Source organism: Streptomyces sp. NPDC001941 (assembly GCF_040296945.1).
Lineage (GTDB): Bacteria > Actinomycetota > Actinomycetes > Streptomycetales > Streptomycetaceae > Streptomyces.
The window spans coordinates 235,660-255,314 of the sequence record NZ_JBEOYE010000004.1 but is presented as its reverse complement, the minus strand read 5'-3'; the positions used below and the strand labels follow the sequence as shown (position 1 = coordinate 255,314).

General features: G+C 74.6%; 21 protein-coding genes. 11 read left to right on the top strand and 10 right to left on the bottom strand.

Features of this window, described 5'->3' with window-relative positions; all coding sequences use genetic code 11:
• Window positions 1-87: 87 nt before the first annotated feature.
• Entirely contained in the window at window positions 88-1,254 is a 1,167-nt protein-coding gene (locus tag ABT160_RS06235; RefSeq protein ID WP_351644177.1) for an ABC transporter substrate-binding protein, read from the bottom strand.
• 241 nt (window positions 1,255-1,495) lie between these two features.
• On the opposite strand from ABT160_RS06235, the gene ABT160_RS06230 reads away from it, so the two are divergent.
• The 5 genes from ABT160_RS06230 (at window position 1,496) to ABT160_RS06210 (ending at window position 6,649) form a co-directional block, all read left to right on the top strand.
• Window positions 1,496-1,777 carry a hypothetical protein gene (locus ABT160_RS06230; protein ID WP_351644175.1) on the top strand — a complete coding sequence of 94 codons (282 nt, stop codon included), beginning with the start codon at window positions 1,496-1,498 and terminating at the stop codon, window positions 1,775-1,777.
• A gap of 392 nt (window positions 1,778-2,169) precedes the next feature.
• Window positions 2,170-4,119: a molecular chaperone HtpG gene (gene htpG / locus ABT160_RS06225; RefSeq protein WP_351644172.1), complete on the top strand. Its 1,950-nt coding sequence runs from the start codon at window positions 2,170-2,172 to the stop codon at window positions 4,117-4,119.
• 107 nt (window positions 4,120-4,226) lie between these two features.
• Entirely contained in the window at window positions 4,227-4,583 is a 357-nt protein-coding gene (locus ABT160_RS06220) for a DUF427 domain-containing protein (RefSeq protein ID WP_351644170.1), read from the top strand.
• A gap of 192 nt (window positions 4,584-4,775) precedes the next feature.
• Complete coding sequence (locus ABT160_RS06215; protein WP_351644167.1) at window positions 4,776-5,633, top strand: dihydroorotate dehydrogenase electron transfer subunit; 858 nt, start codon at window positions 4,776-4,778, stop codon at window positions 5,631-5,633.
• Complete coding sequence (locus tag ABT160_RS06210) at window positions 5,633-6,649, top strand: dihydroorotate dehydrogenase (protein WP_351644164.1); 1,017 nt, start codon at window positions 5,633-5,635, stop codon at window positions 6,647-6,649. Before ABT160_RS06215 ends, ABT160_RS06210 begins: the two co-directional genes overlap by 1 nt.
• 73 nt (window positions 6,650-6,722) lie before the next feature.
• Here ABT160_RS06210 and ABT160_RS06205 read toward each other — a convergent pair whose 3' ends face one another.
• Window positions 6,723-7,604 carry a hypothetical protein gene (locus tag ABT160_RS06205; RefSeq protein WP_351644162.1) on the bottom strand — a complete coding sequence of 294 codons (882 nt, stop codon included), beginning with the start codon at window positions 7,602-7,604 and terminating at the stop codon, window positions 6,723-6,725.
• 323 nt (window positions 7,605-7,927) lie between these two features.
• Between ABT160_RS06205 and ABT160_RS06200 the strand changes: the two genes are divergently transcribed.
• Complete coding sequence (locus ABT160_RS06200) at window positions 7,928-8,446, top strand: cupin domain-containing protein (protein ID WP_351644159.1); 519 nt, start codon at window positions 7,928-7,930, stop codon at window positions 8,444-8,446.
• On the top strand, window positions 8,443-8,841 hold the full coding sequence (locus ABT160_RS06195) for a VOC family protein (protein ID WP_351644156.1): 399 nt from the start codon (window positions 8,443-8,445) through the stop codon (window positions 8,839-8,841). The genes ABT160_RS06200 and ABT160_RS06195 overlap by 4 nt, the downstream gene beginning before the upstream one ends.
• Before the next feature lie 150 nt (window positions 8,842-8,991).
• On the opposite strand, the gene ABT160_RS06190 is transcribed toward ABT160_RS06195, so the two are convergent.
• Together ABT160_RS06190 and ABT160_RS06185 are read right to left on the bottom strand one after the other, a co-directional pair.
• Window positions 8,992-9,906, bottom strand: coding sequence for a quinone oxidoreductase family protein (locus tag ABT160_RS06190; RefSeq protein ID WP_351644155.1), 915 nt, complete (start codon window positions 9,904-9,906; stop codon window positions 8,992-8,994).
• Window positions 9,903-10,916, bottom strand: coding sequence for a hypothetical protein (locus tag ABT160_RS06185; RefSeq protein WP_351644152.1), 1,014 nt, complete (start codon window positions 10,914-10,916; stop codon window positions 9,903-9,905). Before ABT160_RS06185 ends, ABT160_RS06190 begins: the two co-directional genes overlap by 4 nt.
• 113 nt (window positions 10,917-11,029) lie before the next feature.
• Between ABT160_RS06185 and ABT160_RS06180 the strand changes: the two genes are divergently transcribed.
• On the top strand, window positions 11,030-12,010 hold the full coding sequence (locus tag ABT160_RS06180; protein WP_351644150.1) for an Lrp/AsnC family transcriptional regulator: 981 nt from the start codon (window positions 11,030-11,032) through the stop codon (window positions 12,008-12,010).
• A 10-nt stretch (window positions 12,011-12,020) separates the two neighbouring features.
• Here ABT160_RS06180 and ABT160_RS06175 read toward each other — a convergent pair whose 3' ends face one another.
• A complete protein-coding gene (locus ABT160_RS06175) occupies window positions 12,021-12,875 on the bottom strand; it encodes a LysR family transcriptional regulator (RefSeq protein ID WP_351644147.1) in 855 nt (284 codons plus the stop codon).
• Window positions 12,876-13,009: 134 nt separating this feature from the next.
• On the opposite strand from ABT160_RS06175, the gene ABT160_RS06170 reads away from it, so the two are divergent.
• Entirely contained in the window at window positions 13,010-13,372 is a 363-nt protein-coding gene (locus tag ABT160_RS06170) for a DoxX family protein (protein ID WP_351644145.1), read from the top strand.
• Window positions 13,373-13,394: 22 nt separating this feature from the next.
• Here the strand turns inward: ABT160_RS06170 and ABT160_RS06165 are convergent, their stop codons facing one another.
• Both ABT160_RS06165 and ABT160_RS06160 read right to left on the bottom strand, forming a co-directional pair.
• Window positions 13,395-14,072 (bottom strand): TetR/AcrR family transcriptional regulator, encoded by a 678-nt coding sequence (locus tag ABT160_RS06165; protein WP_351644142.1) that lies wholly within the window; start codon window positions 14,070-14,072, stop codon window positions 13,395-13,397.
• Between the two features lie 182 nt (window positions 14,073-14,254).
• Entirely contained in the window at window positions 14,255-14,842 is a 588-nt protein-coding gene (locus ABT160_RS06160; protein ID WP_351644139.1) for a TetR/AcrR family transcriptional regulator, read from the bottom strand.
• Between the two features lie 207 nt (window positions 14,843-15,049).
• On the opposite strand from ABT160_RS06160, the gene ABT160_RS06155 reads away from it, so the two are divergent.
• The gene (locus ABT160_RS06155) at window positions 15,050-15,490 is read left to right on the top strand and encodes a nuclear transport factor 2 family protein (RefSeq protein ID WP_351644136.1); all 441 of its coding nucleotides are present in this window, start codon (window positions 15,050-15,052) and stop codon (window positions 15,488-15,490) included.
• Window positions 15,487-16,335: an NAD(P)H-binding protein gene (locus ABT160_RS06150; protein WP_351644133.1), complete on the top strand. Its 849-nt coding sequence runs from the start codon at window positions 15,487-15,489 to the stop codon at window positions 16,333-16,335. The genes ABT160_RS06155 and ABT160_RS06150 overlap by 4 nt, the downstream gene beginning before the upstream one ends.
• Before the next feature lie 15 nt (window positions 16,336-16,350).
• Here the strand turns inward: ABT160_RS06150 and ABT160_RS06145 are convergent, their stop codons facing one another.
• The 3 genes from ABT160_RS06145 to ABT160_RS06135 form a co-directional block, all read right to left on the bottom strand.
• Window positions 16,351-17,154, bottom strand: coding sequence for a class I SAM-dependent methyltransferase (locus ABT160_RS06145; RefSeq protein WP_351644131.1), 804 nt, complete (start codon window positions 17,152-17,154; stop codon window positions 16,351-16,353).
• A gap of 84 nt (window positions 17,155-17,238) precedes the next feature.
• A complete protein-coding gene (locus ABT160_RS06140) occupies window positions 17,239-18,057 on the bottom strand; it encodes an isocitrate lyase/PEP mutase family protein (protein ID WP_351644129.1) in 819 nt (272 codons plus the stop codon).
• Window positions 18,058-18,179: 122 nt separating this feature from the next.
• Entirely contained in the window at window positions 18,180-19,424 is a 1,245-nt protein-coding gene (locus ABT160_RS06135; RefSeq protein ID WP_351644126.1) for a styrene monooxygenase/indole monooxygenase family protein, read from the bottom strand.
• Between the last annotated feature and the right edge of the window lie 231 nt (window positions 19,425-19,655).

Here is a 19,655-nt window from a genome sequence, read left to right as displayed (position 1 = left end):
GGTGTTCCGCGGGGGGCTGTGCGGATCGGGGGGGCGGCCGCCGGGGAGGCGGCCGCGGTCGTCGTGGTGGTGAGGGTCATCGCGCGATCAGCCCGAGATCGCCTTGGCCCAGCCCTCGGCGAGGGTCTTCTTCGCCTGGGCGTTCTGGGCCTCGGTCGGGAAGACCGGGGTGGTCGCCGGGACCTTGGGAAGCTTGGCGGCGGCGGCCTTGTCCAGGGTGCCGTCCTGCTCCATGGCGGGCATCAGGGCCGGGCGCGCGTAGCCCTTGAGCCAGAGGTTCTGGCCCTCGGCCGAGTACAGGTACTCCTGCCACAGGCGGGCGGCCGCCGGGTGCGGGGCGTCCTTGTTGACCGCCTGCGAGTAGTACTGGGCGTACACGCCGTCGGCGGGGACGTTGACCTTCCAGTCCAGGCCCTTGGCCTTGAACTCGTCGGCGTAGCCGGCGTTGAGGTAGTCCCAGTCGATCGAGATCGGGGTCTCGCCCTTCTCGACGGTGGCCGGGGTGGACTCCACCGGGTTGTAGTTGCCGGCCTTCTTGAGCTTGCCGAAGAAGTCCAGGCCCGGCTGGATGTCGTCGAGCGAGCCGCCGTTCGCGAGCGCCGCCGCGTAGACGCCCGCGAAGGCCGAACCCGACTTGGTGGGGTTGCCGTTGAGCGCGACCTTGCCCTTGTACTCGGGCTTCAGGAGGTCCTTGAAGGTGGTCGGGCAGGTCGTGACGCGCTTGGCGTCGCAGCCGATCGAGACGTAGCCGCCGTAGTCGTTGAACCAGCGGCCCTGGGCGTCCTTCTGGGCCTGCGGGATCTTGTCGAAGGCGGCGACCTTGTACGGGGCGGTGAGGCCCTGGGAGCCGGCCGCCTGGGCGAAGGAGGCGCCGAGGTCCAGGACGTCGGGGGCGCGGTCCTGGCCCTTGCGGGACTTCACCGCGTTGATCTCGTCCTGGCTGGAGCCGTCCGGGTTCTCGACCGTGACCTTGATGCCGTACTTCTTGGTGAAGCCGTCGATGATCGCGCCGTAGTTCGCCCAGTCGCGGGGGATGGCGATCGCGTTGAGCTTCCCCTCCTTCTTCGCGGCGGCGACCAGTGCCTCCATGCCGCCCGCCTCCTTCGCCGAGGTGGCGGTGGCGGGGTTCTTGCCCGCGTCCGCCCCCGCGTCGGCGGTCGACGCACCGGGCTTGGCGCCGCAGGCGGCGAGGGCGAACGCCGAGGCGGTCAGGGCGAGGGCGATCCCGGTGGTGCGTATGCGGGAGGTGGTCACAGTGACTCCAAGTTGTACGGACAACTGTTGTACAGACAACTCCATATAGACGGGGGCGCGTGACCCGTTGGTGAACGGCGGGCGACGGCTGACCTGCCAGTGGCGGGCGGATCCGGTCACCCTGGCCGGAAGGAGGCCCCCGGGGCGGGGGAAGTGAGGGCACCCTCGGCGCACCGGATGTCAGTGCGGTGTGGTGTGATCGTCGGGATCTTGTTCCGTAGTTTCCCGGGGGTTGAAACCGATGTCCGACACCGCATACCCGTCGTTGACCCGCGCCCTCACCGAGGCCCTGGTCGACGTCGTGTGGTTCGTCGAGGGGTACGAGGGCGAGGAGGGGGAGGAGGACGACGCGGTCAAGGCCCTGGAGGGCGTCGCGCACGTCGTGGGCGGCCTGACGGCCGAGCAACGGGACGAGTTCCTGGACGTGCTCGAGGACATGGCGCGCGAGGAGTCCGACCCGGAGCGCAAGGAGTTCCTCGAGGACTTCCCGGAGGACTACGGGGTGGTGGACGAGGAGGACTGACCGGAGCGCGTCAGCCCGCGCCGGGCTTCCAGCGGGTGGCCCGGGTGGCGTAGGTCCTGAGGCCGTGGACCGCCGGGTCGGTGCCGCCCCGAGGGCGGGCTGATCACCGGGGGTCCCCGGCCGGTCACCGGGAGTCCCGGCTGATCACCGGGGGTTCCCGGCCGGTCTCCCTCCAGGCGGAGGAGGTCCGGGGCGAACCGGACGCCGTGGGGGAGCTCCCGCCCCCCGGACGGCGACGACCCGCTCCGGGTGGTCCACCCGTCGGCAGCGGCCCGTGCCGCCGCACGCTCCCGAGGGGTTTCCGAGGGGATCGCGACCGCTGCCGTGACGTGGTGTTTTAGAGTTGTCCCCCGTCCGTAGCAGGCCACAGACCCCGCGAGGTATCGGCGAACATGGCGAGTGAAACGTTTGAGTTCCAGGTGGAGGCCCGTCAGCTGCTCCAGCTGATGATCCACTCCGTCTACTCGAACAAGGACGTCTTCCTGCGGGAACTCGTCTCCAACGCATCCGACGCACTGGACAAGCTGCGCCTGGAGAAGCTCTGGGACGACTCCCTCGACGCCGACGTCTCCGACCTCCACATCGAGCTCGACGTCGACCAGCAGGCCCGCACGCTGACCGTGCGGGACAACGGCGTCGGAATGTCGTACGACGAGGTGGGCCGGCTCATCGGCACCATCGCCAACTCCGGCACCGCCGCCTTCATGCAGGAGCTCAAGCGCACCCAGGAGGGCGAGGAGCCCAAGGCGGCCGCGGGCGAGGACGGCCTCATCGGCCAGTTCGGCGTCGGCTTCTACTCCGGCTTCATGGTCGCCGACGAGGTCACCCTCGTCACCCGGCGCGCGGGCGAGGAGCAGGGCACCCGGTGGAGCTCCCGGGGCGAGGGCACGTACACCCTGGAGCGCGTCGACGGCGCGCCGCAGGGCACCGAGATCGTCCTCCACCTCAAGCCCGCCGACCCGGAGAACCAGCTCCACGACTACACCTCGCCGTGGAAGATCCGCGAGATCGTCAAGCGGTACTCGGACTTCATCACCTGGCCCGTCCGGATGGTCCCCGAGACCCCGGCCGCGAGCGGTGACGAGGAGGGTACGGAGGAGGAGCGGGCGGCGCCCGAGCCCGAGGTCCTCAACTCCATGAAGGCGCTGTGGGCCAGGCCCCGCGGCGAGGTCTCGGACGACGAGTACCACGAGCTGTACAAGCACATCGGGCACGACTGGCGCGACCCGCTGGAGACCATCCGGCTCCAGGCCGAGGGGACCTTCGAGTACCAGGCGCTGCTCTTCCTGCCCGCGCACGCCCCGCACGACCTGTTCACCCGCGACTTCCAGCGCGGCGTCCAGCTGTACGTCAAGCGCGTGTTCATCATGGACGACTGCGAGGCGCTCCTCCCGCCCTACCTGCGCTTCGTCAAGGGCGTCGTCGACGCGGCCGACCTCTCGCTCAACGTCTCGCGCGAGATCCTCCAGCAGGACCGCCACATCGAGATGATGCGCCGCCGCCTGACCAAGAAGGTCCTGTCCACGGTCAAGGACCTGATGGCCAAGGAGGGCGACAAGTACGCCACGTTCTGGCGGGAGTTCGGGGCGGTCCTCAAGGAGGGCCTGATCACCGACGCCGAGAACAAGGACGCGATCCTCGCCGTCTCCTCGTTCGCCAGCACCCACCACGAGAGCGAGCCGACGACGCTGGCGCAGTACGCCGAGCGGATGAAGGACGGCCAGGAGGACATCTACTACCTGACCGGCGAGTCCCGCCAGGCGATCGAGAACTCCCCGCACATGGAGGCGTTCCGAGACAAGGGCATCGAGGTGCTGCTGCTCACCGACTCCGTCGACGAGGTGTGGGCCGACGCGGTCGGCGAGTACGACGGCAAGAAGCTCCGCTCGGTCGCCAAGGGGCGGATCGACCTCGACGGCGAGGGCGAGAAGGAGTCCGAGGAGGAGCGCGAGAAGCAGAACGAGGAGTTCGGCGGGCTGCTCGGCTGGATGAAGGAGCGGCTGGAGGAGGACGTCAAGGACGTGCGCCTGTCCTCCCGCCTCACCGTCTCCCCGGCCTGCGTCGTCTCCGACGCGCACGACCTGACCCCCGCCCTGGAGAACATGTACCGGGCGATGGGCCAGGAAGTGCCGCGCGCCAAGCGGATCCTGGAGCTCAATCCGGAGCACCAGCTGGTCAAGGGCCTCAACCAGGCGTTCAAGGAGCAGGGCGAGGACCGCACCCGGCTGGCGGAGAGCGCCGAGCTGCTGCACGGCCTCGCGGTGCTCGCCGAGGGCGGCCAGCCCAAGGAGCCGGCCCGCTTCGTACGGCTGATGGCGGAGCGCCTGGAGCGCGCGCTGTAGCCGCCCCGGTTCGGGTGCCCGGTGCGGTCGGCGTCCCCGGACGCCGACCGCACCGCGCGGACAGTGCGACCCTGGAGGGGCCACAGCGTCGACCGTCAGGAGCCGCGATGTCCCCCCAGGGCCACGAGATCGAGATCAAAGAGGGCAGCGCCCGTGTGCGCGTCGTGCGCGACGGCCAGGTGGTCGCCGACAGCCGCCGCCCCCTGATGCTCTTCGAGACGGGCCTGCCCGTCCGCTACTACCTGCCGCCCGAGGACGTGCGCACCGACCTGCTCGTCCCCTCCGAGACGCACACCTACTGCCCGTTCAAGGGCACCGCGTCCTACTACTCCCACCCGGACGGCACGGCCGACCTGGTCTGGTACTACCCCGACCCCAAGCCCGAAGTGGCCGCGATCAAGGACCACTTGTGCTTCTACGAGGCCGAGGTCACCGAGACCACCGAGGCCACCGGAACCGCCTAGGACCCGTCCGGTCGCTCATGCCTGGGCCGCGGGCGGGCGGCCCACGCCCACCGCCCGCGGGCCCATCGGCCGCCCGTTCCGGGCCGTCGGGGCCGCAGGCGGGGGACCTTGGGCCGTGGCCGGGCCGCCGCCCCGCGGCTAGCGTCGGGATCCGGGGGCACAGGCACATCCGCGATCCAGGAGCAGCGCGCCATGGCACGGCCCCGGCAGACCACCGCGACGGTCACCACCCTCGAACCCGCCGGTGCGTACCACCGCCTGGTCCTCGCCGTCGACGGGATCGCCGACCAGGTGCTCCCCGGGCACTTCGTCGCCGTCGCCGTCGGCAGCCCCGGCTCCTCCGCGCTGCTGCTGCGCCGCGCCTTCTCCCTCCACCGGGCCGACCCGGCGCGCGGCACCATCGAGGTCGTCTTCGCCGAACGCGGCGCGGGCACCCGTGAGTTGGCCCGGCTGCGACCGGGCGACCGGCTCGACGTGATCGCCCCGCTCGGGGTGCCCTTCCCGGTCCCCGAGCGCCCCGGCCCCGCCGTCCTGGTCGGCGGCGGGTACGGGGTCGCGCCGCTGCTCCCGCTGGCGCGGCGGCTCCTCGACGCCGGGGCGCCGGACGTGGCGTTCGTCTGCGGCGCCGCCACCCGCGAGCGGCTGTTCGGGGTGGCCGAGGCCCGCTCGCTCACCGGCCGCGTCCACCTCGCCACCGACGACGGCACGCGCGGGGCGCGGGGCCGGGTCACCGACCTGCTGCCCGCCGCGATCGAGGCCGTCGGTGCGAGCGCGGTCTACGCCTGCGGGCCGATGGGCATGCTGCGGGCCGTCACCGAGACCGCCCGGGACCACGGGGTGCGCGCCTGGACGGCCGTGGAGGAGGCGATGGCCTGCGGGATCGGGGCCTGCATGAGTTGCGTCCTGCCGGTGGTCGGCGAGGACGGCACGTCGCGTTTCGTACGGGCGTGCGTGGAAGGGCCGTGCTTCGACGGCGACACCGTGCGCTGGGACGAGGTGGGCATGCTGCCCGCCGACCTGGAGGGCGCCGAGGCGATGGGACTGCACTGATGACGACCCCGACGACACCGCCGACTCCGACGACACCGTCGGCCTCGACGACCGGGGCGCCCGACCTCACCGCCCGCTTCGGCCACCACCGCCTGCCCAACCCCGTCACCACCGCCTCCGGCTGCGCCGGGTACGGCCGCGAGATCGCCCGGTTCCTGCCGCTGGACGCGCTCGGCGCGCTGATCACCAAGACGGTCATGCCCTACCCGCGCTCGGGCCGCCCCACCCCGCGCATGGCGGAGACGCCGAGCGGCATGCTCAACGGCATCGGCCTCCAGGGCAGCGGCATCGACGCGTTCGTCGCGCACGAGCTGCCCTGGCTGTACGAGCAGGGCGCCCGCACGGTCGTGTCGATCGCCGGACGCGACGCGGGGGAGTACGCGCAGTGCGCCGCCCGGCTGCGCGGCCTGCCCGGTGTCGTGGGCATCGAGGTGAACATCTCCTGCCCCAACGTCGCCGACCGGGGCGCCGTCTTCGCCTGCAACGCGGACGCCTCGCACGCGGTGGTCGCGGCGGTGCGCGAGGCGGCGGACCCCGCGCACCCGGTGTACGCCAAGCTCTCGCCCGACGTCACCTCGGTCACGGACGTCGCGGCGGCCTGCGTGGCGGCGGGCGCGGACGGCCTGTCGCTGATCAACACCCTGCTGGGCGTGGTCGTCGACACGGACACGCTGCGCCCGGCGCTCTCGGGCACCACGGGTGGTCTGTCGGGCCCGGCCATCCGCCCGGTGGCCGTGCGGTGCGTGTACCAGGTGTACGCGGCGATGCGCGCGGGCGCGTTCCGCGAGGTCCCGATCTGCGGCACGGGCGGCATCCGCTCGGGCCTGGACGCGCTGGAGTTCCTCGCGGCGGGCGCCTCGACTGTCTCGGTGGGCACGGCCGTCTTCAACGACCCGGGGGCTCCGGTCCGCATCGTGCGCGAACTGGAACAGATCCTGACCGACCGTCACATCCCGTCCGTGGAAGCGGTGGTGGGTGCGGCCCACCGTGGTGGGGCCCTGGTGCGACAGGGCTGAGCGCCGTGCTCCCCGGGGCTCGCGGGGAGCACGGCGCCGCCCGGCTGACCGGGCCTCGACCGGGACCGTGGCCTCAGCCGAGGCGGACCGACGAGATGGTGTCGTCGAAGCCGATCGCCGACAGGTCCGCGACGTTGCCCCCGACCACCTTGGACGTGCCCTTGCAGTCCTTCTCGGACCAGATCTTGAGGGTCCCCGACGCCTGGAGCGAGGAGGCGCGGTCCTCCCGTGCGACGTTGTGGCAGCCGGTGCCCGCGAGGCCCTCGGAGGGGTCGCCGAAGTCCTTCTCGTCGGAGAGCGTGACACTGGTGGCGGGCCCGTCCGACCCGGCGCCCCCGCCGGTCCCGCCGCCCGCGGCCTTCCCGCCGTCCGGGGTGACGCCGAACCAGGTGCCGCCCACGCCCTGCCCGTTGGTGTCCCCGGGCTTGAGGTCCTTGCTGAAGCGGTAGACGGGCCAGCCGCCCAGGGTGACCTGGAGGCTTCCGTCGGTGCGCTTGACCACGCCGACGTCGGACTTCTTCACCCCGTCGATGAAGATCCGGCCGCCCGGGGCGATGACGACGGGCGGCCAGGTGGTGGCGCACGCGCCGTCGCAGACCGACTTCGACGGGTTCGCGGTGTCCTTGTCGAAGCGGTAGAGCGTGAAGCCCGCACCGTTGACCACGACCGGATCGAGGCCCCCCGCCCGCGCGGCGCTGAGCTGTACCCACCGCTTGGCGGCGGGCCGGGTGGCGGGCTGCCCGGGATCGTTGGCCCAGTCGCCCGTCCTGGCCGGCGCCTTGTTCGTACGGGCCGTACCGCTCAGGAAGTCGAGCCCGGCACCCGTACTCCCCTGGGCGGCCGCGGGCGCCCCGCCGCCCTGGTCCGTCGAGGCGCCACCGCCCTGGCAGGCGGTCAGCAGCAGCACGCCGGCCGTGGCGGCCGTGGCGGCCATCGCGAAGCGCTTCTGGATCATCGGGCTCTCCCCACGTCGTCGGCCCCGGACCTCCCGGTGCCGTCGAAAGGGGGTACGAGCCCGTCCCCGGACCGGCTCAGCCCGTTACGGTCCCGAGACGGAGCGGGGACGTGACACGGCCATCGTGACGGCGGACCAATGCAGTTGATCAATCAGGACCGGTCCGATTAGCTTCTCCCCGGACGCCGATGCCGAGAGGCTCACCGCGCACCCGCCCGATGTTCACCCCAGCCGAAGCCGCAGCCCGAAGGCGCACCCCGGAGCCGTGGCCCGGGGCCGCAGCCCGGATCCGTGGCGCAGGCCGAATCCGCAGGAGAGCCGCCATGACCGCCGACGCCCCCCAGAGCGCCGACAGCCCCCGCACCGCCCCGGTCCTCACCCGTCACGCCGACGCCGAGCGCTGCGCGGACCCCAGCAGCGTCATGACCCTGCTCGCCGACGCCGAGCCCGGCGAGGGCGGGTTCACCGTCTACCGCTCCACGTTCGCCACCGGCGCGCCCGGCGCCCCGTCCCACTTCCACACCCGCGCCACGGAGCTGTTCTTCGTCATCAGCGGCACCCTCCAGGTCCTCGTCGACGACGAGGTGACGCTGCTCGGGGCCGGTGACTTCCTCGCCGTACCGCCGCACACCCCGCACGCGTTCGCCGCCGCCCCCGGCTGCGAGGCCGACGTGCTCTTCGTGTTCACCCCCGGCATGGGCCGCTTCGACTACCTGCGCCTGCTGGGCCGGGTGATGCGCGGCGAGGCCGACTTCAAGGAGCTCGCCGCGACCTCCGAGAAGTACGACAACCACTACGTCGACAGCCCGGAGTGGCGTGCCGCCCTGGAGGCCGCGAAGTGATCGACGCGAGCACCCACGTCCGGGTCGCCCGCCCGTCGCGCGACCTCGCCGCGGCCGAGCGCTTCTACGTGGAGGCGCTGGGCCTGAGCGTCCTGTGGCGCACCACCGAGCGGGTGGCGGGCGAGCACGACCTGCTCATGGTCGGCCCGGAGGGCGGCGGCTGGCACTTCGAGCTGACCCGCGACCCGGACCGGCCGCTGGACCCGGCGCCCACGGTCGACGACCTGTTCGTCGCCTACCTCGGCGCGCCCGTGGACGAGGAGCTCGTCGCGCGCCTGGAGGCGGCGGGCGGCAGGCGCGTCCCCGCGCACAACCCGTACTGGGACGAGCACGGCGTCACCGTGGAGGACCCGGACGGCTATCGGCTCGTCCTGTGCACACGGACCTGGAGCTGAGCGGCCCACGTCCCGGGACGTGACCACCGGTGCGGGTGGCGTGCCGACGTCCCGGGACGCGACCGGCGTACGGCCGCTGCCCCCACGCCCGGAGCCTGATCGCCGTACGGCCGCCGCGCCCACGCCCCGGGGCGTGACCGGCCCCGGGTCTCAGTCCACCGTCACCACCACCTTCCCGTGCGCCCGCCCCGACTCCACCCGCGCGTGGGCCGCGGCCATGTCGGCCAGCGGGTAGACGCGGTCGACGACCGTACGGAACGTGCCGGCCGCGAGCCGGGGCAGCACCGGGACGAACGGGGCGGCCACCGGCCGCCGGCTGCCGGTGGAGAGGTGGACGCCCAGGGCCGCCGCCCCCGGATCGGCGATCGTCACCACCCGACGGGGGTCCCCGGTCAACTCGACGGCGAGGGAGCAGAATCCGTGCCCGGCGGCGTCGTACACCGCGTCCACGCCGTACGGCGCCGCCGCCCGGATCCGCTCGCCGGCCCCGTCCCCGTACCGCACGGCACGCGCGCCCAGTGACTCCACGTACGCCTGGTTGCGCTCCGACGCCGTGCCGACGACCAAGGCGCCCCTCTCGCGCAGGAGTTGCACGGCCGCGCTGCCGACCGGTCCCGAGGCGCCGTTGACCACCACGGTCCAACCCGGTCGCACCGCGAGGGAGTCGAGGCCGCGCGCGGCCGTCTCCACGGCCACCGGCAGGGTGACCGCGGACGCGAAGGGGACCCCGTCCGGCACCGCGGCCAGCGCCTCCACCCGGGCCGTGCAGTACTGCGCGTACGACCCCGACCCGGTGAAGCCGACGACCCGGTCGCCCACCGCGGGACCGTCCGTCCCGGGCCCCACCGCGTCGACGGTCCCGGCGACCTCCTTGCCGAGCACGGCCGGCAGCGGGGTCGGGAAGAGGTCCTGGAGCTGCCCCGCGCGCAGCCTGCACTCCAGGCCGTTGACCCCCAGCGCCGCCACCCGTACCCGCACCTCGCCCCGGGCGGGCACCGGCACCGGCAGGTCGGCGGGCTCGAACCGGTCGGCGCCCCCGAAGGCGCGCAGCAGCTGGACCTTCACCGGCGCCCCTTCCGCAGCGTGGCCAGCCGCTCGGCCGTGCACGGCTCCGCGGTGCGGTCGGTGGGCGCCACCTGCCTCAACTCCCGTGCGGAGAGCAGGACGAGGTGGCTGCTCGGCCCGTCCGCGAAGCTGGTGTGCGCCACCCCGACGGGGACGCGTACCAGGTCGCCCGGGACCAGCTCCACGACCCCGCGCTGGCTCACGAGCGTGCGGTGGCCGCTGATCTGGTACTGGACCTCGTCGGCGTCCAGGGTCCGCCGGTACGTACGCCCGTCCGCGTCCGGCAGCGCCGCGCTGCCCAGCCGGAAGCCGTCCCCCCGGTAGTGCCACACCAGGCCCTCGGGTCCGGCCGCCGTGAGGACGTCGAGGCGCTCGGGGCCCTGGTGGACGCGGTCGAGCAGGAGCTGTTCGTCGACCGGGAACACCGCGACGTCGCACCCGGGGGCGCCCATGCCCGTGGTCACCGCCTCGTTGACGGGCCCGGGCCGCCAGCCGGGGAACGGCGGGGAGGGCGTCCCCGACGTCCGTACGGCCGGGCTCTCCGCCACCACCGGCGCGGGACTGTAGAAGAGCAAGTGGCTTTCCCTGCGGCCGTAGTTGTCATGCGCGACCCCGCGCGGGATGCGGCACAGGTCGCCCGGCCGGTGCTCGACCACGCCCAGTTCCGTCAGCAGGGTGCGCTCGCCCGCGATCTGGTACGACAGCTCGTCGACGTCGCAGTTGCGGTGGTAGAAGGGCTGGCGCTCGTCGTGCATGGTCTGCCACTCCACGCGCAGCCGCTCGTGCTCGAACACCCCGCGCGGCGGCGCGAACGGCCGCTGTTCGTGCCGCTGGGCGAAGTGCGCGACGGTCAACGGCTCCTGCTCCCGCCACAGGGCGACGGGCAGCCTGCCCGGGTGCGGGGGAGCGAGCAGCGCCTCCTCGTCCCGTTCCAGCACGCGCGACGGCGCGTCCGAGCCGATCAGGGCGAGTTCCTCGGTCACGCGCGTGGTGTCAGTGGTCCTTGTCATGGCGCGGGGGCCTCCCGGGGTCGCGGAACGCTGGCGGCGAGAAGTGTCGGCCCGGGGACGCCGCGCACACGCCACATCGCCGTTCCCCGACGGGAACTGACATCCTCGGAGGCGTGCTGAGGGAATCCGTCACGCTCGACGCGGTCGACCGGGGGCTGCTGCGCGCGCTGTACGTGGACGGCCGAGCACCCTTCGCCAGGATCGCCGGAGTGCTCGGCGTCTCCGACCGCACCCTGGCCCGCCGCTACGCGCGCCTGCGCGCGCTGGGCCTCGTACGGGTGGTGGGCGTGGTCGACGCGCGGCGCCTCGGCGGCGCCGAGTGGCTGGTCCGGGTGAGCTGTGCGCCCGGCGCCGCTGCCGAGGTCGCGCGGGCGCTGGCCCGGCGCGAGGACACCCGCTGGGTCAACCTGCTCTCCGGCGGTACGGAACTCTGCGCGGGCCTGCGGTCGTGGACGGCGCGCGAGCGCGACGAACTGCTCCTGGACCGGCTCCAGCGCACCGCGCCGGTCCTCGCGCTGGGAGCGCACGAGGTGCTGCACGTCTTCACCCGCGGCAACGATCAAGGGATGTACGGCGCCGATGAGTTGACGGCACCTCAACTCGCGCGCATCACACCGGTGTTCAGAAACGCGGTCGGCGCGACCGCCCTCGACGACGCCGACCGCCCGTTGCTGCGGGCGCTGGCCGAGGACGGCCGGGCCCCGGGGCCGGTGCTCGCCGCCGCGACCGGCTGGTCGCCCTCGCGGGTCGCGCGCCGCGTCGAGGCCCTGCGCGCCGCCGGGATCCTCGGCTTCGACGTGGACCTCGACACCCGGCTGCTCGGCCGCGCCACGACCGCCTACCTGTGGGCCTCCGTACCGCCCGCGCGGCTGGCGGAGACCGGCGAGGCCGTCGCCGGGCACCCCGAGGTGACCTTCTGCGCGGCCACCACCGGGGCGACCAACCTCATGGTCGTCGCCGTCTTCCGGGACGGCGACGACCTCTACCGCTACCTCACCCGGCGGCTCGCGGAGCTGCCGGGCATCGACCACGTCGAGACCGCCCCGGTGATCCGCGCCTTCAAGCGCGCCACCCCGTCGCCGTCCCGCCCCTGACGCCCCGGGGTCAGGCCTCCCGGTACACCCGGCTCGCGATCTCCACGAACGACCGGATCAGCGGGTTCGGGTCGCCGCGCCGCCACGCCGCCACCACCGGGTTCGGCGGCATGTCGCGGAGCGGGACCAGGACCAGACCGCCCGGGGGCTCGTGGTGCAGCGGCGCGATCCCCACCGTGCCGTTCCACAGCACCGCCTGCTGGCACTCCTGCACCGCGCGCACCACCGGGCCCTCGCGCGGCTCGCCCCCGCTCCAGTAGTCCTGCCACAGCGGATCGGTGCCCCGCGGGAAGACGAACCACCGCCGGTCCGCCAGCTCGGCCAGCACCAGGTCCGCCCGCCCGGCCAGCGGGTCGTCGGCGCGCAGCAGCACGCCCACCGGGTCGGACCTCAGCTCGCGCACCGCCAGGCCCGTCCCGTCGAACGGGCCCCGGGTCAGCGCCACGTCCACCAGGCCCGCGTGCAGCCCGCACGTCGGGTCGGTCAGGTCGGTGTCGCGCACGTGCACCTCCACGTGCGGATGGTGCGCGCGGTACGCGGCGGCCAGCCGGGCCGCCCCCGGGTCGGTGCCGTCGCCCAGGATGCCCACGGTGAGCGCCCGCGTCCCGGCGGCCGCGGCCACCCGGTCCCGCACCCGCTCGGCCTGGTCGAGCAGGGCGCGCGCCTCGTCGAGCAGCAGCGCCCCGGCGTCCGTGAGCGCCACCCCGGCCGGGGACCGCTCCAGGAGTACGGCTCCGAGCTCGCCCTCCAGCGCCTTGATCGCGCGGCTCAGCGGCGGCTGGCTCATGTGCAGCCGGGCGGCGGCCCGGCCGAAGTGGAGTTCCTCGGCGACCGCGACGAAATAGCGCAGGGTACGCAGCTCCATGGCGCCACGATACCCAGCGGGTATCGGGAGCGCGGAACGGGTCTTGGACGGACGGGCGCGGGGCGCGGTGGAATCGGGGTGCACGGGCGGCCGGACGGACCGCCGCCCCATCGGAAAGCAGGGAACCGCAGGACATGGACGTCGCCTACTGGATCGTCGCCGGGCTGCTCGCGCTCTTCTACCTCTACGGGGGCGCGCTCAAGGTCCTGCGCGACCCCGAGCGGCTGCGGCCGATGATGGCGTGGGTCGACAGCACCCCGCTGCCCGCCCTGCGGGCCATCGGGGCCGTCGAGGTGCTCGGCTCGCTCGGGCTGCTGCTGCCGCCCCTGACGGGGATCGCGCCCTGGCTCGCACCGGCCGCCGCGACCGGTTTCGTGCTGCTCCAGATCGGCGCGATCCGGGTGCACCTGCGCATGGGGGACCGTCAGATCGCCCTGAACGTCTGCCTGTTGGTGCTGGCGGCGGTGGCGGCGTGGCTGGCTGCCGCGCGGCTGTGAACCCGGGCGCCCGCCGTACGGATCAGGCGTCCCGCCGCCCGGTGAGGGCGTCGACCTCGGCCGCGTAGAGCACCTCGGGGTCGAAGCCCATCCCCGCGAACTGCCCGGCCAGTTCCAGGGACAGCAGCCCGTGCAGGCGCGTCCAGAAGGTCAGCGCCCGGTGCAGCACCTCGGGCGGCGCGGGGTGCCCCTGTGCCCAGGCGCGGTGCTCGTCCAGATGCGCGACGACCGGGGCCCCGCTCGCCGGCACGGCGCCCGCGGCGGCGCAGGCGTCCAGGAGGACCCGCATGATCCGCCGGCTGACGGCGGTGGTGTCGTCGGGGGCCCGGTAGCCGGGCAGCGGGGTCCCGTACAGCAGGAAGTAGCGGTGCGGGTCGGCCAGCGCCCAGGCGCGGAAGGCGCGGGCGAGCGCGGCCAGGCCGCCGGGCGGCGAGTTGGCGGCGCGCAGGGCGTCCGCCAGGCTCTGGTAGGCGTCCTTGACGAGCGCGGTGAGCAGCTCGTCGCGCCCGGCGAAGTAGCGGTAGAGGGCGGGCCCGCTCAGGCCCATGCGCTTGGCGATGGCGTTGAGCGACAGTGCGGCCAGGCCCGCCTCGGCGATCTGCGCCCGGGCGTGGTCCAAGACCTCCGCGCGCACCTGCGCCCGGTAGCGCTCGCGCGGGCTCCCGGTGCGGTCGCCGCCGTCGGTGCGCTCGCTCGCCATGGGCCGCCTTCCTCGCGCGGACGGGGCCGCGCGGGGCCCCGGATCGGGTGGGCGAGAGGCTATCACCAACCCTAGAGGCCCCAACCAGCAACCCTGGAGGCCCCGACCGCCGGCTCTGGAGGCCTCAACCAGCAACCCTGGAGGCCCAGGCGCCACCCCTGGAGGCCCCTGCGCGGCCGCCCTCAGGCAGCCCCGCCGCCCAGCACCCGGGCCGTGAACGCGCGCAGCCGCAGGCGCAGTTGCTCACGGGGCTCGCCCTTCGCGCCCGCCAGGTACTCCACGAGGTCCGCCCGGGTCGCGGCGAGCAGGGCGTGCGCGGTGAAGTCGCTGTCGGTCAGTCCGGGCACGCCGTCGAGGAGGTCCCGCAGCAGCGCGTGCCACCGCTCGTAGTGCTCGGCGTCGTACGGGCTGTCGCCGCCGTCGCGCTCCAGGGCCACCGCCAGGTGGCGGTGGTCGAGCTTGAAGCAGAGCACGGCGTCGAGCAGGGCGGGCACCCGTTCGGCGGGGGCGGTCCCCGGGCCCAGGGGCGCCGGGCCCTCCTCGACGGCGGCGCGGAGGGGCTCCAGACGGGCGGCGTAGAGGGCGCGGATCAGTCCGGTGCGGTCGCCGAAGGCGCGGAAGAGCGTGCCCTTGCCGACCCCGGCGGCCGCCGCGACGTCGGCCATGGTCACCTCGTCGGGGCTCGCGCAGGAGGCGAAGAGCGTGTCGGCGGCCGCGAGGACGGCGGCACGGTTGCGGGCGGCGTCCTTGCGGGGGCGGCGTTCGGTCACGCGGTGGGCTCCTCGTCGTGCGTGCGGTGTTCTGCCGGTGTGCTGCGTGCGGTGCGCTGTCGGCCGGTCGGCGATCCATCGGTCCTGCTGTCCCGTTGTCCTGCTGCCCGGCTCCGCGTTCCGCCGCTCGTTGCAATCCGGACCGGCGGTCCGTATGGTCGAAGTGAAGCGGACCTCGGGTCCGTATCGTATGCGACGGAGACACCCATGCCCTCATCTGCCCCGCACCCCGCTGCCCCGGCCGCGCTGTTCCGCCACGGACTGCGGCTGCTCCTCGACAAGGACGTCCCCGGCTGGATCGCCCTGTGGGCCGAGGACGGCCTGATGGAGTTCCCCTTCGCCCCGCCGGGCTGGCCCGGGCGACTCGAGGGGCGGGACGCGATCGCCGCGTACATGCGCCCCTACGCCGACCACATCGACCTGCGCGACTTCCCCGAGCTGCGCGTCCACGAGACCGCCGACCCGGACACCGTCGTGGCCGAGATGCGGGGCGTGGGTCGGCTGGTGAAGACCGGGGAGCCGTTCGACATGGCGTACATCGCCGTCGTCACCGTCCGGGACGGCCGCTTCACCGCCTACCGCGACTACTGGAACCCGCTCGCCGTCCAGGCCCCCGGCGCGGACTTCACCGAAGGCGCCACCCGATGAACGACACCCATGCCGTCCTCCTCACCGGCGCGACCGGCACCACCGGCAGCCGCACCGCCGCCCCCCTCGCCGCCGCCGGCCACCGGGTCCGGGCCGCGAGCCGCCGCGCCGCCCCGGTCCCGGGCGCCGACCCGGTGCGCTTCGACTGGTACGACCCCGCGACCCACGACGACGCGCTGCGCGGCACGGACCGCGTCTACCTGGTGCCGCCCGTCGGCGACCCCGACCCGGCCGCCGTCGTGCTGCCCTTCCTGCGCCGTGCCCGGGCGGCCGGGGTGCGCCGCGTGGTGCTGCTCAGCTCCTCCGCCGTGCCCCCGGGCGGCCCGGGCCCCGGCGCGGTGCACGCCGCGCTGCCCGGCCTCTTCGAGGAGTGGGCGGTCCTGCGCCCCTCCTGGTTCACGCAGAACTTCACCGGCGCGCACCCGCACGCCGAGAGCATCCGGGCCGAGGGGGTCGTACGGTCGGCGACCGGCACGGGCCGGGTCGGGTTCGTCGATGCCGACGACATCGCCGCGGTCGCCGCCCGGGCCCTGACCGACGACCGGGTGCCCGGCCCGGACCTGGTCCTGACCGGGCCGCGCACCCTGTCGTACGACGAGGTGGCTGCCGAACTCGCCGCGGCGACCGGGCGTCCGGTGGCGCACCAGCGCCTGGGCTACGAGGAACTGCGCGACCTGCACCGCGCCCACCTGCCCGAGGAGTTCGCCGCGCTGCTGGCCGGGATGGACGTGGAGATCGCCCGGGGCGCGGAGGACCGCGTCACCGACACCGTCGCCCGCGTCACCGGCCGCCCGCCGGCCGACTTCCGCACGGTTGTACGACGCGAGCTCGCCGCCGGCGCCTGACGCGCGCCGCCTCCGTCAGGGCAGCCGCCCCCACGCCGAGACCATCGGGGCCGTCGCCAGGTCCAGCCTGCCGGACGCGACGTTCGCCAGGTGCCGCTCGACCTCCTCGTCGGTGGCCAGGCCCCGCCCGGTCAGCAGGCCGCGGACCTGCCGGACCGTCGCGTCCTCCAGGACGGCGCAGGCGGGCGAGGTGATCGGGAAGTACGCGTCGGCTCCGACCTCGGCCAGGCCCGCCCGGCGCAGGGTCCTGGGCAGGGTGCGCCCGTACGACAGGTCCGCGCCGCGCTCCGCCATCAGCGAGCGGAACCCGTCGCGCAGCCGGTTGGCGAGGCGCTCCTCGGGGCCGTGCTCGTCCGGGCACAGGCGCGGCTGGAGCATCGGGTCGGCGTCCTCCAGGAGCAGCCAGCCCCCGGGTTTCAGAGCCGACACCATGCGCCGCAGGGCCTCGGCGCGGTCGGTGACGTGCACCAGGACCAGCCGGGCGTGGACCAGGTCGAAGGAGCCGGGCGGCGGCGGGTCGGCCGCCACGTCGTGGGTCAGCACCTCGACGGTGCCGCCCGCGACGGCGGCGGTCCAGGAGGTGTCGATGTCGGTGGCGACCACGGTCCCGGAGGGCCCGACGCGCCGCGCCAGGCCGAGCGGTACGGAGGGGCCGCCCGCCCCGACCTCCCAGCAGCGGGCGCCCTCGCCGATCCCGAGCCGGTCCACGTGCCGGAAGGTCACCGGGTCGAACAGCGCGGCCAGCGCCCCGAAGCGCTCGCCCGCCTCCGACTGCCGGTTGTCGAGGAGGTAGCCCTGGTCCGCGTCGTGGTCAGCCATGGGGCGATTGTGGCAGACGGGACAGAGGGGGCAGGGGTGTGCCTGCCCCCGGGACCCGCGCCCGGAGCCCCCGCGCCCCCTCCCTTAGCGGGCCGCCGGGAACAGCCCGTTGACCTCGCCGAAGTCCAGGCCGTCGGCCAGCGACGCGTACTCCCCGGTCCCGTACAGCTCCAGCGCCGCGCGGCGGGCGGCGGCGTACGCGGCCTGGGCCACGCCCGACCCCAGGCTCACGCGCGCCACCCCCAGCTCCCCGAGCCCGGCCACCGACGGGGCACCGGGACCGGCCATCGCGTTCAGGGGTACGGGGATCCCGGCGGCCAGCTCCGCCAGGACGGCGGGGTCCACGACGCCGGGCACGAAGACGCCGTCGGCGCCCGCGTCCACGTACGCGCGCGCCCGCTCCAGGGTGTCCTTCAGCCGGTCGGCCGGGTCGCCGAGCCCGAACAGGTACGTGTCGACGCGGGCGTTGAGGAAGAGCCCGCCGTCCGCGCGGTCCGCGGCGCGCCGGGCCGCCGCTAGGCGGGCGGCCAGCTCGGCGGGCGGCCGGTCGGCGTCCTCGATGTTGACGCCCACCGCGCCCGCGGCGGCCACCCGCTCCACGGTCTCGGCGACCTCGTCGGGCCGGGTGCCGTAGCCGCCCTCGATGTCGGCGGTGACCGGCACCTCCACGGCCGAGGCGATCCGGGCCACCAGGTCGATCGCGCGGTCGCGCGCCAGCGCGTCGCCGTCCGGGGAACCCAGCGACCAGGCGACCCCCGCGCTGGTGGTGGCGATCGCGGGGGCGCCGGCCGCCTGGACGACCAGGGCGCTTGCCACGTCCCAGGCGTTGGCGAGCGCCAGCGGACGGGCGGGGGAGTGCAGGGAGCGGAAGAGACGGGACCGCTCGGCCCGGGAGGTGCTCATGGGAACACCCAACCACCCGCCGGGCCCGGGGTCCGGCAGGAATCCGACATCAACGTCGGGCCTCCCGGCGGAGCGGGCCAGGAGACCACCGTGGCGCACCGGGCCCCCGGTGCGCACGCCGCCTACGCCCCGAACCGCGCCAGGTACTCCTCGGCGCCCTTGGGGTCGATCAGCCAGTCGCGGTAACTCGCCGGGTCCGCGTACCCGTTGGTGAAGCGCCGCGCCACCTCGGGGTGCGCGAAGGAAGCCGCCATGATCCGGGACACGTGCTCGGGCTCCGGCTCGGTGAGCATGAGGTCGGTGAACGCGTGGGTGTGCCGGGCGCCCTCCCAGTACGCGTCGAACGTCTCGCGCATCCACTCCTCGCAGAACGGCAGTTCGCCCCGCTCCAGGACGGCCTCCAGGTAACGGGCCGCCGCGCGCGCCGCGTTGTTCGAGCCCTGCGCGGTGATCGGGTCGTGCACGGCGACGGCGTCGGCGATGCCCAGGACGTGCCGGCCGCCCCCGACCGCGGCCACCGGGTGGCGCACCACCGGGGTGACCGACCCGTAGAGCGCGGCCCCCGCGTCGGTGGGCTCGGCGTGCCGGAAGCGCTCGTACTCCCACGGCGCGTAGCGGCGCAGCAGGCCGAGGGCTCTGCGCCAGCCGTCCGCGACGTCCGGCCGGTCGTCCCAGCAGTCGTACTCCCGGCCCCACTTGCCCGAGAGGAACACGATGTCGCAGTCGCCGCTGACGGTCAGGGCGCGCATCACGACCACCTCGCCCACCGGCGGCACCCCGGTGATCCGGGCGTCCTCGGAGACCGGGTCGGTGTCCTCGTGCGCGGCCCCGTGCACGTAGAAGCAGGCCAGCGCGCGCTGCGGCCGGTCGAAGCGCGTCTGTCGCGCGTCGCGACCGAGCAGCGAGGAGAGTCCACCGTGTCCGGTCGCCAGTAAGGTCAGGTCGTGCGAGCGGGCCAGCGCGCCCACGTCGTCGGGGCCGGCCTCGCCGTACTCGACCCGCCCGCCGCGCTCCTCGAACAGTTCCAGCCACCGGGCGAGCTTCACCCGCTGGTCCACCGAGCGCACCTCGTCGTCGAACGGCGCGGTGAACCGGGCCTCCGGCACGTCCGGCTGCCCGTCCGGGTCCCAGTAGGTCATCTCGAAGCCGGGCATCACCGGCGCGTCCTCGTCCCACAGCGCGAGCCCGGCCGCCCGCTCGATCTCCAGCGCGGGCCCGAACATCAGCTGGGTGGAGGTCACCCGGCCCTCGCGCACCTGCCGCGGCGTCCGCGCGGCGAGCAGCGTCACCGCGTACCCCGCGTCCCGCAGCCCCAGCGCCAGCTGGAGCCCGGCGTGTCCCGCCCCCACGATCGCGATCCTGCGCACCTGGACCTCCTTCCGGCCCAGGCCCCCCGGCCCGGGCACGGTTCCATACGTACCCACGGAACGGCCCCGTGCCGAGGGTGCGGGGGCACGGGTACGCGTCGCTCCCCAGTTCCCCCGCCGCACCCCGGCCGGATGCGCCTCCTTCCCGGCCGCGCTCCGGTCGGCACGGACGCGCTCCGGCTCTGGCGGTCCGCTCCCGGCGCCACGGGTACGCGCCGTCCCGCCTGACGC

What these genes read in the sequence shown, in the direction of transcription:
- ABT160_RS06150 (WP_351644133.1), top strand. Translation starts at nt 15,487, where the DNA reads ATGAACGACACCCATGCCGTCCTCCTCACCGGCGCGACCGGCACCACC.
- ABT160_RS06145 (WP_351644131.1), bottom strand. Translation starts at nt 17,154, where the DNA reads ATGGCTGACCACGACGCGGACCAGGGCTACCTCCTCGACAACCGGCAG.
- ABT160_RS06200 (WP_351644159.1), top strand. Translation starts at nt 7,928, where the DNA reads ATGACCGCCGACGCCCCCCAGAGCGCCGACAGCCCCCGCACCGCCCCG.
- ABT160_RS06170 (WP_351644145.1), top strand. Translation starts at nt 13,010, where the DNA reads ATGGACGTCGCCTACTGGATCGTCGCCGGGCTGCTCGCGCTCTTCTAC.
- ABT160_RS06210 (WP_351644164.1), top strand. Translation starts at nt 5,633, where the DNA reads ATGACGACCCCGACGACACCGCCGACTCCGACGACACCGTCGGCCTCG.
- ABT160_RS06165 (WP_351644142.1), bottom strand. Translation starts at nt 14,072, where the DNA reads ATGGCGAGCGAGCGCACCGACGGCGGCGACCGCACCGGGAGCCCGCGC.
- ABT160_RS06140 (WP_351644129.1), bottom strand. Translation starts at nt 18,057, where the DNA reads ATGAGCACCTCCCGGGCCGAGCGGTCCCGTCTCTTCCGCTCCCTGCAC.
- ABT160_RS06185 (WP_351644152.1), bottom strand. Translation starts at nt 10,916, where the DNA reads ATGACAAGGACCACTGACACCACGCGCGTGACCGAGGAACTCGCCCTG.
- ABT160_RS06215 (WP_351644167.1), top strand. Translation starts at nt 4,776, where the DNA reads ATGGCACGGCCCCGGCAGACCACCGCGACGGTCACCACCCTCGAACCC.
- ABT160_RS06155 (WP_351644136.1), top strand. Translation starts at nt 15,050, where the DNA reads ATGCCCTCATCTGCCCCGCACCCCGCTGCCCCGGCCGCGCTGTTCCGC.
- ABT160_RS06230 (WP_351644175.1), top strand. Translation starts at nt 1,496, where the DNA reads ATGTCCGACACCGCATACCCGTCGTTGACCCGCGCCCTCACCGAGGCC.
- ABT160_RS06205 (WP_351644162.1), bottom strand. Translation starts at nt 7,604, where the DNA reads ATGATCCAGAAGCGCTTCGCGATGGCCGCCACGGCCGCCACGGCCGGC.
- ABT160_RS06220 (WP_351644170.1), top strand. Translation starts at nt 4,227, where the DNA reads ATGTCCCCCCAGGGCCACGAGATCGAGATCAAAGAGGGCAGCGCCCGT.
- htpG (WP_351644172.1), top strand. Translation starts at nt 2,170, where the DNA reads ATGGCGAGTGAAACGTTTGAGTTCCAGGTGGAGGCCCGTCAGCTGCTC.
- ABT160_RS06175 (WP_351644147.1), bottom strand. Translation starts at nt 12,875, where the DNA reads ATGGAGCTGCGTACCCTGCGCTATTTCGTCGCGGTCGCCGAGGAACTC.